General features: G+C 37.3%; 16 protein-coding genes. 13 read left to right on the top strand and 3 right to left on the bottom strand.

All coding sequences use genetic code 11. The annotated features are described in order from the left end of the window. From AC2UOP_RS05265 to AC2UOP_RS05320, 12 genes are all read left to right on the top strand, one after another. Nucleotides 1–1,406: S-layer homology domain-containing protein (locus AC2UOP_RS05265; protein ID WP_484832893.1), on the top strand; the 1,406-nt coding region annotated here is incomplete at its 5' end. A 404-nt stretch (nt 1,407–1,810) separates the two neighbouring features. Further along, nucleotides 1,811–2,500, top strand: a complete 690-nt coding sequence (locus AC2UOP_RS05270; protein WP_484832894.1) for a ZinT/AdcA family metal-binding protein — start codon at nt 1,811–1,813, stop codon at nt 2,498–2,500. A gap of 94 nt (nt 2,501–2,594) precedes the next feature. Next, nucleotides 2,595–3,836 carry a metal ABC transporter solute-binding protein, Zn/Mn family gene (locus AC2UOP_RS05275; RefSeq protein WP_484832957.1) on the top strand — a complete coding sequence of 414 codons (1,242 nt, stop codon included), beginning with the start codon at nt 2,595–2,597 and terminating at the stop codon, nt 3,834–3,836. Then, nucleotides 3,823–4,521, top strand: coding sequence for a metal ABC transporter ATP-binding protein (locus tag AC2UOP_RS05280; protein WP_019214830.1), 699 nt, complete (start codon nt 3,823–3,825; stop codon nt 4,519–4,521). Before AC2UOP_RS05275 ends, AC2UOP_RS05280 begins: the two co-directional genes overlap by 14 nt. Beyond that, entirely contained in the window at nt 4,515–5,318 is an 804-nt protein-coding gene (locus tag AC2UOP_RS05285) for a metal ABC transporter permease (RefSeq protein ID WP_484832895.1), read from the top strand. The genes AC2UOP_RS05280 and AC2UOP_RS05285 overlap by 7 nt, the downstream gene beginning before the upstream one ends. A gap of 335 nt (nt 5,319–5,653) precedes the next feature. Continuing rightward, nucleotides 5,654–5,965 (top strand): hypothetical protein, encoded by a 312-nt coding sequence (locus AC2UOP_RS05290; protein ID WP_484832896.1) that lies wholly within the window; start codon nt 5,654–5,656, stop codon nt 5,963–5,965. 189 nt (nt 5,966–6,154) lie between these two features. After that, complete coding sequence (locus AC2UOP_RS05295) at nt 6,155–8,863, top strand: ABC transporter ATP-binding protein/permease (protein ID WP_484832897.1); 2,709 nt, start codon at nt 6,155–6,157, stop codon at nt 8,861–8,863. A gap of 62 nt (nt 8,864–8,925) precedes the next feature. Then, nucleotides 8,926–9,432: a DNA-deoxyinosine glycosylase gene (locus AC2UOP_RS05300; RefSeq protein WP_484832898.1), complete on the top strand. Its 507-nt coding sequence runs from the start codon at nt 8,926–8,928 to the stop codon at nt 9,430–9,432. A 228-nt stretch (nt 9,433–9,660) separates the two neighbouring features. Beyond that, entirely contained in the window at nt 9,661–10,182 is a 522-nt protein-coding gene (locus AC2UOP_RS05305; protein ID WP_484832899.1) for a GNAT family N-acetyltransferase, read from the top strand. A gap of 168 nt (nt 10,183–10,350) precedes the next feature. Further along, entirely contained in the window at nt 10,351–10,554 is a 204-nt protein-coding gene (locus tag AC2UOP_RS05310) for a helix-turn-helix transcriptional regulator (RefSeq protein WP_019214835.1), read from the top strand. A gap of 11 nt (nt 10,555–10,565) precedes the next feature. Continuing rightward, on the top strand, nt 10,566–10,985 hold the full coding sequence (locus AC2UOP_RS05315; protein WP_484832900.1) for a histidine kinase: 420 nt from the start codon (nt 10,566–10,568) through the stop codon (nt 10,983–10,985). A 9-nt stretch (nt 10,986–10,994) separates the two neighbouring features. Continuing rightward, entirely contained in the window at nt 10,995–11,660 is a 666-nt protein-coding gene (locus AC2UOP_RS05320; RefSeq protein WP_484832901.1) for a hypothetical protein, read from the top strand. An 80-nt stretch (nt 11,661–11,740) separates the two neighbouring features. Here AC2UOP_RS05320 and AC2UOP_RS05325 read toward each other — a convergent pair whose 3' ends face one another. The 3 genes from AC2UOP_RS05325 to murC form a co-directional block, all read right to left on the bottom strand. After that, nucleotides 11,741–12,037: a cation:proton antiporter domain-containing protein gene (locus AC2UOP_RS05325; protein ID WP_484832902.1), complete on the bottom strand. Its 297-nt coding sequence runs from the start codon at nt 12,035–12,037 to the stop codon at nt 11,741–11,743. A 151-nt stretch (nt 12,038–12,188) separates the two neighbouring features. Next, nucleotides 12,189–13,574 carry an alanine/glycine:cation symporter family protein gene (locus AC2UOP_RS05330; protein ID WP_484832903.1) on the bottom strand — a complete coding sequence of 462 codons (1,386 nt, stop codon included), beginning with the start codon at nt 13,572–13,574 and terminating at the stop codon, nt 12,189–12,191. Between the two features lie 209 nt (nt 13,575–13,783). After that, nucleotides 13,784–15,172 (bottom strand): UDP-N-acetylmuramate--L-alanine ligase, encoded by a 1,389-nt coding sequence (gene murC / locus AC2UOP_RS05335; RefSeq protein ID WP_480021443.1) that lies wholly within the window; start codon nt 15,170–15,172, stop codon nt 13,784–13,786. 155 nt (nt 15,173–15,327) lie between these two features. Between murC and spoVG the strand changes: the two genes are divergently transcribed. Then, complete coding sequence (spoVG, locus tag AC2UOP_RS05340) at nt 15,328–15,636, top strand: septation regulator SpoVG (protein WP_019214841.1); 309 nt, start codon at nt 15,328–15,330, stop codon at nt 15,634–15,636. Nucleotides 15,637–15,738: the final 102 nt, after the last annotated feature.

Consider the following 15,738-nt stretch of genomic DNA (forward strand, 5'->3'; position numbering starts at 1 on the left):
CAAAAGATGACAAAGACAAAGTTAAAAAAGCTGTTGAAGATGCAAATAAAGATGGTGAAGGCAAGAGCACATTACCAGAAGGTGCAACAATAGATGTAGCAGACGATGGTACAGTAACAGTAAAAGATAAAGACGGTAAAGTTCTAGGAACAATTCCAGCAGACAAGACTATTAAACAAGACGACAGCAAGCTTGGAGTTAAAGCACCAGAAGCTGTAGAAGTTGCCGATCCTGAAAATGTAACAGGACCTGAACAAGAAAAGATCAAGGAAGCAATTAAGAAAGCTAACCCAGATTTAGCAGATGCAACAATTGAAGTTGATAACAAAGGTAATGTAACAGTTACAAAAGATGGCAAGAGTGCAACATTTACACCAGCACAAACTGTTAAGAAAGCTGGTACACCAGCACCTAGCTACGCTGACATTTACTATCCTGACACTACTATAGGCGTTGGCGATGAAAGAAAGATCTATCCAATCGGCTATCCAGGATATGTAAGCGCAGTACCTGGCGATATCGACGCTCCAAGAGGAGTTTATGTAAGAGTTAACCATGACGGTTCTGTAGACGTAGAGATTTCACCAAGATATACTGGACCATCGATGTTCACAATTACTGGATATGTTGATGTTGATGGCAAGATCGCTCCTATATCTATAAGGATTAGAGTAATTGATGACGTTCGTTCAGACAGACGCCGTCAAAGAATGGATAAAAGAGATGAAATGGATAAGGAAGATGAATTAATCGATACTAGAGAAGTTCTAACTCACAAGGCATATATCTTCGGTTATCCTGATGGAACTGTTAGACCAAACGGCTTCATCACAAGAGCTGAAGCAGCTGCAATGCTTTCAAGATTACTTGAAGATGAAAATACTGCATCAGCACTTAAACCAGCATTCTCTGACACTCCAAGCAAATGGTACAACCAAGCTATCAACGCAGTTGTAGCTCGTGGTATCATGAGAGGCTACTCTGACGGAACATTCATACCAAACGCACCTATCACTAGAGCAGAATTTGCTCAAATGATTTCAGCGATAGACGCTAAGCCATTTGGCACAGCACCATTCGCAGATGTTAAGGGCCACTGGGCAGAATTAGCCATCGGCAAAGAGTACGCAGCAGGAAGAATCTCTGGTTACCCTAACGGAACATTCAGACCAGACGCACCTATCACTAGAGCAGAAGCAGCTCACATACTAAACAAGATTTTCGAAAGAAATTATGATTTAGTATCAGCTCTTCAAAGTGAAGATAAAGGCAATATCAAAATCTTCACAGACTTGTCAACAAGTTTCTGGGGATATAATGATATGATTGAAGCAACTAACACTCATACTTTCAGAAGAAGAGTGAAGGGAATGGTTCAAGAAGACTGGAGCGAGATTAATAGATAAATTCTCGAAAACAAAATAAATCAATTAAGAAGAAGGTATCATCGCCTTCTTCTTTTTTGTTCCAAATTTTATCTAAGCAGCTCCATTATTATAAATAATTTAATAATAAATAAAAAATTTTATAATTTTTTTAATATGTCTAATCGTGATAAATATTGAAAAATAGCGAACGTATGAAGATATGTAGATATGTTAGTGGGAGCTAACGGTTTTGAGCATTGCTTGATTAGAAAATATCAATTCTTATTAATATAAAGTATTGTTTATAAGAAAATGTGGTGAATGTATTCTATTTTGTGGGGTACAGGCTATTGACAAAGGACTTATCATGTGCTAATATCTCTATTGGTCGGCTCGGATATAAGGCGCTGATCACCATAAGAAATTTATTAGGAGGTTTTTAAATGAAAAACGCAAAAAGATTTTTAACGCTAGCTCTAGCTCTTACTTTAGTTTCATCTATGATGTTTGCTTGTAAGAAGAACGATGAGCCTGCTAAGGAAGAACCAAAGACTGAAGCAGCTGCTGACACTACTGAGGAAAAGACTGAAGAACAAGCTGAAGATAAGTCTGAGGAAAAGACTGAAGCTCCTGCTGAAGATGTTTCTTTAGAGATGTGGGCTGGTGACTGGAACTCTATCAACGCTTTCTATGATGATCCTGTTGTTAAGGAAGCTATAGAAAATAAGGCTAAAGAAGAGGGTATCTCAGCTGATGACTACATCAAGGGTATCGAAGAAAGAAGAGCAACTGACTACAAGGGTCTACACGTTGAAGGAGACACTATCACTTTCTATGATGGCAAGATCGGTGAAGGCAAGGAGATTGCTAAGGCTGAATACAAATTAGTTGACACTATCCAAGTACCTCACGGAAATAAAACTTTAAATTGGTATGTATTTGAAACTGATTCTAAAGATGTTAAGAAGTACATGGCTTTAATGCAAATCCACGGCGAAGAGCACTTAGCTCATTACCACACAAGATATACTGATAACTTAGATGATATTAAGGACCAAGACAGCAAGTGGTTCCCAACATACATCAGAACATCTGTAGACAGCCAAGACATTGCTGAAGAATTAACTGAGTAATTTCATTAATATGAGGAGAAAATTATTATTCCTATGTTTACTCCTTGTATCAATAACATTTTTTTCATGTGATAACGCTATAGAAGAAAGAGGTATGACCGGGGAGAAACCTTTGGTTTATACTTCTTTTTTTCCTATATATAAGCTTACGAAGATGGTGGCTCAGGACGATGTAGTCGTGAAGAGCTTTATGCCAACGTCGGCTACGGTTCATAGCTGGGAGCCATCTGCGAAGGACATCAAAAGGCTAGCTAAGGCTGATCTTTTGATTGTTAATGGGGCTAACATGGAGAGATGGGTTGACAAGATTAAGGAGAATCTCCCTAATTTAAAGATTTTGACTTTATCTGACAATGTTGACCTGATCTCATACACTGGTGCAGCATCCATCGGTGATTTTCAGCTCATGACGAGATTTGATTACAAGGAAAAAAGGAACAACATGATTTTTGGCCACACTCACGAGGATTACTTGCGTATAGCCTTTAAAAGGGATGACGGAAGCATGAGTGAGGATGAACTTATCAAGGAAGGCCGTAAGATTATGAATGTTGAGGGCGACATCGTTCACCAAGAGACGCAGCTTAATGTTGAGGACGGCAAGGTCTATAGGATAAAGATGCGTCACGAATCGGGTGAGCTTAATTATGTTTTGCCTGAGACTGGCAAATGGATTGTTTATACTGACAGGCTTCCTGAGGATATTCTTTCATTTGAATTTGTCGATATGAAGGACAATCCGATGAAGGGTGAGGAGATTTTAAGAGGCAGCTCACAAAAAGTTGACAAGATCACTTATGATCCGCACTCTTGGCTATCTATCAACAATGCAAAGACTTATCTTAACACTATTGCTAGAGAGATAAGTAATTTGGTACCTAAGAAGGCGGCAATGATTGATATGAGAAGGTTTAAGGCGGTTGACACGCTAACTCTTTTACAAACTGAGTTTCGTGACAAATTTCAAGAGCTTGATAAGAGGGAGTTTATCGTAATGCACTACGCTTTTGCTTATCTTGCGAGAGACTTTAAACTAAAGCAGTACCCACTTCAAGGCCTGACATCGATGAGTGAGCCAAGCATTAGAAGCATGGTCAGGGCCATCGACTATGCAAAGAAAGGTCATATCAAGACGATATTTTATGAGTACGGTGCGCCGACAGCCATTGCCAAGGTTATATCTGAGGAGATAGCTGGTGCTCACATAAGTCCACTAGCTAGTATGGAGTTTATAATCCCGGGTCAAACGATTGATGAGATGGACTACATCGACTTGATGAAGATGAATCTAACGAATCTATATGAGGAGATGAAATTACAAAATGAAAGCAATTAGCATAAAAAATTTAGACTTTTCATACCTTGATCACAAAGTTCTCTCGGATATAAATTTAGAGCTTGAGATGGGTGATTTCATCGCCATAGTTGGAGCGAACGGTAGCGGTAAATCAACCTTCATCAAGAATTTGCTAGGAGAGCTTAAACCACAAAGGGGATCGGTAGAAATTTTAGAAAAACCTATAGCCTCATACAAAAGCTATAAGGATATAGGATATGTACCACAAATGAGTGTTGTCAGCAAGGTTAGCTTCCCCATCACCGTTAGGGAGATGGTAGTTTTGAACCTTTACGAGGAATTTGGATTTTTTAAGTTCCCACGCAAAAAACACTATAAAAAAGTAGATGAGATTTTAGAGTATTTAGGTCTAATCGAGTACAAGAACAAGCCCGTAAACGAGCTATCAGGCGGCTTACAGCAAAGAACCATGATAGCAAGGGCCATGCTAAACAATCCAAAACTATTAATACTAGATGAGCCAACAGCCGGAGTCGACGAAGAAAGTAGAATTTCCTTCTTAAAAACAATACAAACTTTGAACGACGATAAAGGCACAAGCATAGTTTTAGTAACGCATGACCTAGACGAGCTAATGAAATACGCTAAATTAGACGCAACATACGAGATAAAAGACGCAGGTCTATATCAATTAGAGATGAAAAAGGAGGAAAAATCATGCTAGAGTACGCATTTATGAGAAAGGCGCTAGTAGTTGCCTTCTTTTTATCAATCATGGTGCCAGCAATCGGTGTGGTTATGGTAAATAGAAAAACTTCGATGATAGGCGATGCTCTATCACACTCAGCGCTAGCAGGCGTTGGTATGGGACTAATACTTGGTTTCGACCCGCTTATAGGTATGCTAGCGATATGTGTGGTAGCAGCTTTCTTAATCGAGATCATTCGCCATAAATTCCCTCAATACGGCGACATGGCAACAGCCATCATCATGAGTATAGGCCTTGGAGTAGCCTCGATACTATCGGACTTCGCTCCGGGAGGAACATCATTTGATTCATACCTATTTGGTAGTATCGCCTCTGTATCGATGCAGGACGTGATTAATTCACTAGTGGTCTTTGTTTTTGTTGTATTTGCAAGCATCAAAGAGTACGCAGGACTACTTGCCATCGCTATAGACCCAAACACAGCGAGACTCTCAGGAGTTAAGGTAAGACGCGTAAACGCAGCATTTACACTACTAAGCGCGATCACCATCGCCATGGCAGTAAAATTAGTTGGAGCACTTATGCTTACATCGCTAGTAGTGCTTCCAGTTGCTACAACACTGATACTTGCTCGCTCATACAAGAAGACGCTGATCATCACCATAGTTTTAGGACTTGTTTATATGCTAAGTGGCATCACAGCAAGCTTCTACTACGATGTAAAGCCGGGTGGAGCGATCATACTCGCAGCAGTCTTTGGAATGCTTATATTTTTTGTGGCATCAAAATTACAAAAAAATAAAAGTAAATAGAGACAGAAGTGACTTAGTTATACTAGGTCACTTTTTCTTTACTTTTAGTGGGCTTGTGAAGAAAAATTAAATAGTAAATAAATCCTATTTAGAATTATTGCCATAGTGGCACTTTTCTGAAATAGAAAATCGGACATTGAAGATAAAAAAGTGGACATTCAGAACCATAATCATGGTGACTTAGTATATGCTAGGTCACTTTTCTTATTGCCAAACTATTACCGTATTTAATAAATATTTCGTTTCAGAAACTTTTTTATGCATTTCTTATAAATTTGGGTATATAAATTAAGTAAAAAATACACTAGCTATAAGATATAAATTAGGAGGTAAATATGGATATTAAAGATTTTACTGAACAAGAACAAAAACAAATAGAAAAAGGCCTATCTACTGCTGAGATTAGCGACAAGGAAGCGGCAGATAAGATTGTTGCGCTATTGCCAGAGGGCTGGATTAAGAAGATACCATTTTTCGTTAGGAAGCACGCGACTAGTAAAACTATTGAGAAGATAGCTAAGGAGCATCCTGATTTATACGCTATTGCTAAGCTTGAAGGCGATTTGCCTGAAAAGGAAAGGGAAGAGCTTAGGAGCATCATCACTAATATTTTCAAGGAAAAGATGGCTAAGCACAATATTAAATAATAGCGCATAATTGCGCCTGAGACTTGCTATTTTATTTTTTAGGAAAAAAAGGAAAATTTATCAAAGAACCCTCTTTACTTTAGTGGTAAGGAGGGCTTTATTTGTCTCGTTTGCCGCTTATCTATGCTTATGAAAACATTTATTTATCAAAAGTGGCTATTGGGTAATAAGTATAAGAAAGGAGTAAATATGTTAGAACTTAAAAATATATCAAAAATATATCATACTGAAGGCTTTTCACAAAGGGCTTTGGACAATGTATCGATTTCGTTTAGAGAGAGTGAGTTTGTTTCTATACTTGGTGAATCTGGTGGAGGCAAGACAACTCTTTTAAATATAGTTGGAGGTCTTATGCGTTATGATGAGGGTGACCTTGTAATCGATGGCAGATCTACGAAGAAGTTTTCGGACAAGGACTGGGACTACTATAGAAACGTTAGGATAGGTTTCATCTTTCAATCATACAACTTAATCAATCATCAAAGTATACTTGACAATGTAAAACTGTCATTGACACTATCGAATAAAAACACCGGCGATGCTGAAGAAAGGGCTATAAAAGCTCTTGAAAGGGTCGGCCTAAAGGAGCACATACACAAAAGACCGAGTGCCTTATCTGGCGGTCAAATGCAAAGGGTAGCTATAGCTAGGGCCTTGGTTAATGATCCGCAGATCATACTTGCGGATGAGCCAACGGGCGCTCTTGACAGCGAAACATCTATATCTATAATGAATTTACTAAAGGAGCTTGCTAAGGATAAGCTTGTCATCATGGTTACGCACAACAAAAGATTGGCAGAAGAGTACTCAACAAGGATAATCGGTATAAAGGACGGCAGGATAATTTCTGACACGGATTCTTATGCAGCGGAAGAAAGGGGCGACAGCTTTAAAATTTCAAAGATAGCTCTTAAGCTAAGAACGGCTCTAGGACTATCTTTTAACAATCTTTTGAGTAAAAAAGCGAGAACGCTTCTAACAGCTTTTGCTGGCTCGATAGGCATCATTGGGATTGCCCTCATCATATCTATATCAAGTGGTGCAAGTGACTACATTGCTGACAATCAAAGGAATGTTTTGAAGTCTTTCCCAATAGATATTGAGAGCAAATCCATCGACCTATCTAGTCTTACAAAGCTTGATAACAACGTTTCAAAGACTACAGATAGATCAAAACTTAGCTCAAATGACATCGGTCTTACAAATAGGTCAAAGATATCAGGTAGCGGATATGAGAATGACCTTGCCTCGTTCAAAGACTACCTAGACAAGAACGAAGCGGAGCTAGACGAAAAGGTAGGCAAACACTTTATTTCCTACGCTTATGATGGCGGTTTTGACATTTATACAAAGGATGCTAAGGGCAAAGTGATTAATACTGATGGCTCTGATTTTGAAAAGAAGAGCGTCTTTGGCTTTAATCAATTTTTCAGCCTGTCAGCATCAAAGAGCAATGACAATTTTTCTCAGATTATTAGTGATAAAGAGGGCAATATCTCGCCAATGGTTTTAGACGAATACGAGCTAATCGAGGGCAAGTGGCCTGAAAAAGAGGACGAATTAGTATTATTTACTGATTATAATAATCAAATTTTAAGAAGTAATTTCTACGAGCTAGGCTTTTTAGACTCGGAAGAATACAAGAAAATTCTTTCTGATATGGACGATAATAAAAAGGTTGACATAAAAAAAGTTGAGATTGATCCAAAGGAAATCATCGGTCATGAGTACAAGGTAGTCACTCCATCAGACTATTATGAAAAGAAGGATGCTAGCTACATTAACATCAAGGATGATGAAGAGAAGAAAGAAAAGCTTATAGACTCTGCTATCAGCATGCATATAGCTGGTATTGCAAGGAAAAAGATTGACAACGACTCCAATATAAGCCAAACACCGCTTGCTTATAGCAGTAAATTTACTGATGCGATGATTAAATATGTTTCAGAGCAAGAAATTATTAAAAAACAATTAGAAAATAAAGACATAAATGTTTTAAATGGACTTAAATTTAAGGCTGATACTGAAAAAGAAAAGATAGATCAGGCAAAAGACTATCTAAAGAATTTGCCAGATGAGAGCCTTACTAGCTTTAACGCGTGGATGCTGCAAAATAAGAAAGAGATGCTAGTAGAGATGCAGGCGCTTAATGCGGCCATGAATGCTATAGCACCAGCTGCGCCTAAGACAAGAGAGTCAAATGATAGGGCCATGCTAAACTATATGCTTTATAAAGGCAAAGACAAAGACTACTTGGATGTTTATGATGAATTTTTGAAAGACTATTCTTATAAGAAAAATCTTGAAAATCTTGGTTATATCGATGAGAATAATCCATCGAAGATATCAATATATGTGGATGAGTTTGAAAATAGAGATAAGGTTAAAAAGCTTATTAATGAATACAATGAAGGCAAGAAGAGTGCACAAAAGCTTAACTTTAACGACCTTATTGGCTCCATCGCAAAATCCATCACAGACATACTTGCAGCCATATCATACGTTTTGATAGCCTTTGTAGGCGTCTCGCTTATTGTTTCATCTATAATGATAGGCATCATCACATATATATCCGTCTTCGAAAGAACAAAAGAGATCGGTATACTAAGGGCAATTGGTGCAAGTAAGGGCGATATCTACAAAGTTTTTATGTCAGAAACTTTAATTATAGGCTTGCTTTCAGGGCTTATAGGTGTTGGCATAAGCTTATTTTTAAATATATTTATAACAAGGATCATGGTTAAGGCAACGGGCATAGCTACTATTGGCTCTGCGCTTCCAAAAGAAGCAGCACTTATCTTGATCGCAATATCAGTTGTACTAAGCCTAATAGCAGGACTTATACCATCAAGCATAGCAGCTAAGAAAGACCCAGTTGAAGCCTTAAGTGCTGAGTAAAATAAATTATAAGAAGACTAAATAAATATATTTGCCTTCTTTAATATAGAGGTGATAATTTTATGCCACAAGAAATTTACGAGACTATAATTCATCCGCTTAAGCCTTTTTATACGCACGACTCAAAAATTCTAATTCTTGGATCATTTCCATCTGTCAAGACTCGTGAATATGGCTTCTTTTATGGCCATCCACAGAATAGATTTTGGCGCGTGATGGAAGTTTTGTTCAATGAAGTGCTAAGTGATGACGTTGATGAGCGCAAAGATTTTTTATCGAGGCACAAGATTGCTCTCTACGACTCCATTTACCAATGCGATATAATTGGCTCTAGTGATGCAAGCATAAAAAATGCCCAGCCATCTGACTTAAGCCGCATTATTAAAGGCGCGGATATTAAAGAAGTTTTTATTAATGGAGCAACTTCGTATAAATATTACAAAAAGTATCACGAGAAAGAGCTAAAACTTGAGGGAGTGAAGCTGCCATCGACAAGTCCAGCTAATGCAAGGTATAGGCTGGATGACTTGGTGAGTGAGTGGAGAGTAATTCTCAGGTATTTAGCTTAGCTTTAAACAAATCGTATTTAGAAGTAGTTCCATAATGGCATTTTTCTGAAATAAAAATCGGACATTGACAATGAAAATCGTACATTCAAAACAAAAATCGGACATTCAGAACCATAATCACAGGTGACTTAGTATATACTAGGTCACTTTTTCTTTACTTTTAGCCGCTTTCGTGGTATGATTTATATATTACAAGAAGAATCTATAAATCAAGGAGTAAACTTACAAATGAAGATAATTTATAAAGACATTTTAATTAGAAATGTGATTGAGACTGATGCAGCTCAGCTTGCATCTTGGTGGAACGACGGCTCTGTCATGGCTCACGCGGGCTTCCCAAACGGCGTGAACACTAATGAGGAGAGAATTAAAGAGCAGATCAAAAATTACACTGATCTTCACAGAGTTTTGATGATTGAGTACAAAGGCAAGGCCATTGGCGAGATGAATTATGAGTTTTCTGATGATGATAGATGCGAGATAGGTATAAAGATATGTGATGCCTCTTATCAAGAGAAGGGTCTTGGACGAGTGATACTTACTTTGTTTATAGAAGAGCTTTTCAAAATGGGCGCGAAGACCATATTTCTAACGACAAATTTAAATAATAAAAGAGCTCAGCACGTCTATGAAAAGCTTGGCTTTAAGAAAATTCGTATTGAATATGACTCGTGGACGAATCAGCTTGGAGAGAAGCAATCGATAGTTTATTATGAACTGAAAGAGAATGAACTGATTGGTTTTAAATAAAAAAATAAAAATCAAACATTCAAAACCATAATCACAGGTGACTTAGTTTATACTAGGTCACTTTTTTATTTTTTGCAAAAAACTATTGACAAAGATCTATGACTATGGTACTATAAATGTAACATATTTAGTACTATAAATGTAACCATAATTATAAGGGGTGATAGTTTGGATGTTATAATCGAAAACAGAATCGCTGAATTTAGAAAGGAGCAAGGCCTTTCGCAGCACAGGCTTGCCAAGGCGGTGGACTTAAAGAGAAGGTCAATCATGGCATATGAAGCGGGAACTATCAGCCCGAGTCTTGAGACTGCCTACAAGATCTGCAAGGTCTTAGGCAAGGACATCAAGGAAGTATTTATTTTTAAATAGGAGGTATAGACGTGGGTCTTTTAATGAATACTGCGAGCGAAATCGCGGATAAGGTCAAGGAAGATTTTAATGACGATAAAAATTATTTATTTGCACTAAAACGCAATGACTTCAAAAGGGGTTTATTAAAATTATTTTTGAGTAGATTGTATTACACTATGGACGGTGCGAGGTCTTTTGTGTTGTACTTTAGTGAAAAGGGTATATATGAGAAGGAAATTTCAAATTCTGTGAAGGGAAATTTTGTTTTGATGCCTTGGGACGAGATTGAAAATTTTACCGTGGATTATAAGGGCAGCAAGGCGAACATCACTTTAGTTCATTTGGGTGCGGAGCTTCTTTATGAAGTGCCATTTACTGGATCCATGGCGAAGGGCAACAGGGAAAGGCTTGATGATCTTCAAAAGAAGGCTTATAATAAACTTGTTTAGGAGGTTTATATGAAGAAAATATTATTAATTTTACTCGCTTTATCTATGTTTATGGTATCGTGTGGAGGAAATGACAAGGAGGAGCCAACAAAGAAACCTATAGGCGAAGAAAAAAAAGAAGAAGAAACAGGTAAAGAAAGAGTAGATGTATTTGACTGTATTGACTACGCTGTAAGCGTTGACGGCGAAGACTACGGCTACGTAGAGAATATTAACGCAAGGCTGTTTAGCGTCTCTGGCATTAACAAGATCATGGCTCGCGCTTGGAAGAGTGGCGAATATGCTGATGACAAAGCTTTAGACGAAGTTACTGACTACTCAAAACTACTTAATGACGACGAAATCATCTACGGTGTCTACCCTGGAAGCATGGCGTTTGCTTTGACTTACAACGAAAAATACAATATCAGTTACAGCTTCGATGGAGACGACGAAGGGCTTAGAAGTTTTTCTTACAAGAAGCACGCGCCTGAAGAAACAAAGGTCTTTGGCGAGACTCTTTACTTTGACATAGACTACTTAAGCAGCATCTTTGCGTTTAAATACAAGCTTGATAAGGAAAACAAAGTCCTTGTCATTGACTCAAAAGGCGATTATACTGCTAGCATGACCGAGCTTGACTGCAAAGGCTACGACAGTGTAGATGCTTTACTAAAGGCAAATTTTGGCGAATAATAAATTATAAACTTAAAAATAAATATTTACGCAAAAAAGGCTCTCACTAATTTGTGAGAGCTTTGTCTTTCTTAAAATATTTACTTAGTCCAGCCAACGACTCTATCAACCGGCATCACAAACATAAGTCCAACGCCTGGTTTACTCATGTCGCCAAGTATATCTTCTATGGCAAAGGCGATGATGCCTAGAGCGAACTCATTAACAAAGGAAATGATGGGCGTTGCTTCAGGCGTTACAAGATTTAAAAATGATGGGCCAAGTAGTAGACCCATGACTATGTAGCCTGTAACGTTTGGCAAATTCAGCCTTCTCGCGATTTTTGCACCTATCACCCCAAATAAAATAACTATACTAATTTTTAAAAATATATTCAAAATACCCCTCCTACCTCCCTTATCTATTATTAGTATAACAGAATATGCATTATTTATCAACAGTAAATGTCTTATCGAGACAATGAGTGCCATATCGAAAACAATAAAAAAGGCTCTCATCAATTAAGTGAGAGCTTTTATATATATAATATTAATCTAATTCGCCAGCTTTTTTTCTATTTAAATAGTTTTTGTAAGCTTTCTTAACTTGTGGTGCAAGTAAGAATAGGGCGATAAGGTTCGGGATAACCATGAAACCGTTGAATGTATCAGCAAGGTCCCAAATGATTGATGCGCCAAACACTGAGCCAACTACTATGCATATAAGTACTAGTACTCTATATACATTGATGGCTGTTTTGCCTTTGAATAAGTAGCGGATGTTCATTTCGCCAAACATGTACCAACCAACTATAGTTGTGAAAGCGAAGAACATTAGTGAAACTGCTAGGAATATTGATCCTGGCTCGCCAAAGGCTGCGCTAAATGCATATTGTGTGATGGCAACTGATTTTGCTCCTGACATGTGAGCGTCTGTAGCTAGAACGATAAGAGCTGTTATTGAGCAGATAACGATAGTATCAACAACAACGCCTGCCATCGCTACAAAGCCTTGCATACAAGGGTCTTTAACCTTTGCAGTTGCGTGAGCATGTGGTGTTGAACCCATACCAGCTTCGTTTGAGAAAAGTCCTCTAGCAACACCGTTTTTGATAGCTTCTTTCATAACTGTACCAGCCATACCACCTACAACTGCTTGAGTTGAGAAGGCTTCTCTGAATACGCCAGAGAAAACTAGTCCTAAATGATGTCTATATACATAAAGTATAAAACATGCACCGATGATGTAGATAATAGCCATGAAAGGAACTACAAGCTCCGCCATAGTCGTGATTCTCTTAAGACCACCCATGATAACAAAGCCAACAAGTACTGCAAGAGCAATACCGATGTATAGTGAGTTAACGTTTATTGCATTTGACATTGCAAGAGAGATTGAGTTTGATTGAACCATGTTACCAACAAAGCCAAGAGCTAAAATTATAGTGATTGAGAATATTGCTGCTAGTGGTTTAGATTTAAGTCCTTTGGAAATGTAGTATGAAGGACCGCCCACAGGCTCGCCATCTCTTTCTTCTCTGTACAATTGTGCAAGAACTGCTTCGGCAAATATAGTTGACATACCAAGTATACCTGAAACCCACATCCAGAAAATTGCGCCCGGTCCACCAGATGCAACGGCTGTCGCTACACCACCTATGTTACCAGTACCAACTTGAGCAGCTATCGCTGTAGCAAGTGCTTGGAATGAGTTTACTTCTACCTCGCCGTCTTTGGATTTTTCTTTTTTCTTAAACATTCCGCCAAAAGCGTACTTAAATGCTAAGCCTATCTTAGTGATCTGTGGAAAACCTAGATAAACAGTATAAAAAATACCTAGAGCTAAAAGTGCATACATCAAAAATTTTGACCACAATACACTGTTAATCGCTTTGATTATAGGCTCTAACTCGAATGCTAAATATGTATTAAGCATATTTTTTCCTCCTTTTAATTTTGTATTTATATTGTAACATAAACCTGCTAAAGTGTAAATAAAATACATCGTTTCTGTGATGAAAATAATTTATAAGTATTATAAGAAAATTTTATAGTTTCATTAAATTTATTGTAATTTTATCAATATAAACATGAAAAAGCACACAAATTGATGTGTGCTTAAAAAATCTTCCATTATAATATATATTATTGTTTATCTTTAATTTTTAATAAATCTTCACCAAGCTTATAAATATTACCTGCGCCGACAGTTAAGATGATGTCGTTTTCCCTTAAATTATCAAGAAGATAGTTTTCTATGTCTTCAAATTTTGAGATATACATAGCATCGTAGCCGTGCTCCTTCATCGAATTGATCAAATCTTTCGAGTGAACAAGCTTAGTATCTTTTTCTCTGGCAGCGTATATGTCAGTGATGATGGTAACATCGCTTCTTTTAAACGCTTCAGCAAAGCCTTGTAAAAGTTTTTGTGTTCTAGTGAAGGTATGTGGCTGGAATATGGTGATGATTCTGCCTTTAGCCATCTTTTTAACGGCTTCAAGTGTCGCCATGATCTCAGTTGGGTGGTGAGCGTAGTCATCTATGATACGAACGCTTCCGATATAGCCCTTAGTCTCGATCCTTCTGTGAACGCCAGCGTAAAGAAGTATATATTTTTTAATATCTTCAAGTGATGCACCATAAGTATTCGCCATAGCGATGGCAGCAAGCGCATTATAAACGTTATGCTTACCTAAAACACTTAATTTAATCTCAGTTATTTTATTGTTATGAATAAGATCAAAATTAGCGCAGCCATTCTCATCATAAGTGATGTTTTCAGCCTTGTAGTCAGCATCAGAGTCAACACCGAAGCTGATAGTCTTAGCTGTAACATCTTTTATCGCTTCAAGAACGTGTTCGTCATCCTTATTATATACTACATAACCAGTTGATGGCACGTCGTCAGCATATTTTTTAAAAGTAGCGATTATGTCATCAATATTTTTATAAAAGTCCAAGTGGTCCTCGTCAATATTTAAAATCATGGCCATGGTAGGATTGTATTTTAGTATGTTTGCCTTGTATTCACATGCCTCACTGATGATGATATTACCCTTACCAATCCTTATATTGCCGCCAATCTCATCAAGTTCACCGCCTAAAAGTATGGTTGGATCCATCTGAGTATGTGTTGTGATCGAAGCAATCATCGATGTTGTAGTAGTTTTACCATGAGTGCCTGAAACGCAAACTGAGTTAGGGAAGAGCTTCATCACTTCACCTAAAAAGCTTGCTCTATCATAAATTTCTAAACCAAGTTCCTTAGCTCTTAAAAGCTCTGGATTGTCTGGACGTATTGCGTCTGTGTAAACAACTACCTTTGATGACTCAACATTTTTTGCATCGTGTTTATTGTATACAACGGCGCCCATTTTTTTAAGTCTTTCTATGATTTGTGACTCGCCAGTATCAGTTCCTTTAACTTTACATCCCTCAGAAATAAGTAATTCGGCAAGACCACTCATACCGATACCACCTATGCCTATGAAAAATATATTGTCAATATTGTGTTTTTTCAAAAAAAAGCCCATATTTCCTCCTAAATATGAAAAAAGTACTTGAAATTATTTCAACTCTTTAGTATAATATATATATAAGCTAATTTATAATTTTGCTTATATACTTATCATAATATATATTATGAGAAAAATCAAGCAATTTTTAGCTAAATTAGGAGGATGGGAAAATGACAATTACAGACGTAAGAGTAAGACTTGTTGAAAAGGACGGTTTAAACTTAAAGGCAACAGCTTCTGTTACTTTTGATAACGCTTTTGTTGTTCATGACATCAAAGTTATTGAAGGAAGAGAAGGTTTATTCATCGCAATGCCTTCAAGAAAAGTACCTAACGGTACTTACAGAGACATAGCTCACCCAATCAACACTGAAACAAGAGCTGACATCGAAGAAAAAGTTTACAAAGCTTACGAAGCAGCTGTTGAAGACGCAAAAAACGAAGCTGATGAAGAAATACTAGTGATGGAAGAAAAATAGTTATTTTGTAATTAGTGTGAAATAGGAGCCTTAGCCAGGCTCTTTTTTCTTTGCAAATATATTTTTTAAGAATATATAAATATTTAAAATAATATCTCCATT

The organism is Fenollaria sp. (genome assembly GCF_057222035.1).

What these genes read in the sequence shown, in the direction of transcription:
- AC2UOP_RS05300 (WP_484832898.1), top strand. Translation starts at nt 8,926, where the DNA reads ATGCCACAAGAAATTTACGAGACTATAATTCATCCGCTTAAGCCTTTT.
- AC2UOP_RS05330 (WP_484832903.1), bottom strand. Translation starts at nt 13,574, where the DNA reads ATGCTTAATACATATTTAGCATTCGAGTTAGAGCCTATAATCAAAGCG.
- AC2UOP_RS05285 (WP_484832895.1), top strand. Translation starts at nt 4,515, where the DNA reads ATGCTAGAGTACGCATTTATGAGAAAGGCGCTAGTAGTTGCCTTCTTT.
- spoVG (WP_019214841.1), top strand. Translation starts at nt 15,328, where the DNA reads ATGACAATTACAGACGTAAGAGTAAGACTTGTTGAAAAGGACGGTTTA.
- murC (WP_480021443.1), bottom strand. Translation starts at nt 15,172, where the DNA reads ATGGGCTTTTTTTTGAAAAAACACAATATTGACAATATATTTTTCATA.
- AC2UOP_RS05295 (WP_484832897.1), top strand. Translation starts at nt 6,155, where the DNA reads ATGTTAGAACTTAAAAATATATCAAAAATATATCATACTGAAGGCTTT.
- AC2UOP_RS05270 (WP_484832894.1), top strand. Translation starts at nt 1,811, where the DNA reads ATGAAAAACGCAAAAAGATTTTTAACGCTAGCTCTAGCTCTTACTTTA.
- AC2UOP_RS05290 (WP_484832896.1), top strand. Translation starts at nt 5,654, where the DNA reads ATGGATATTAAAGATTTTACTGAACAAGAACAAAAACAAATAGAAAAA.
- AC2UOP_RS05275 (WP_484832957.1), top strand. Translation starts at nt 2,595, where the DNA reads ATGACCGGGGAGAAACCTTTGGTTTATACTTCTTTTTTTCCTATATAT.
- AC2UOP_RS05280 (WP_019214830.1), top strand. Translation starts at nt 3,823, where the DNA reads ATGAAAGCAATTAGCATAAAAAATTTAGACTTTTCATACCTTGATCAC.
- AC2UOP_RS05320 (WP_484832901.1), top strand. Translation starts at nt 10,995, where the DNA reads ATGAAGAAAATATTATTAATTTTACTCGCTTTATCTATGTTTATGGTA.
- AC2UOP_RS05305 (WP_484832899.1), top strand. Translation starts at nt 9,661, where the DNA reads ATGAAGATAATTTATAAAGACATTTTAATTAGAAATGTGATTGAGACT.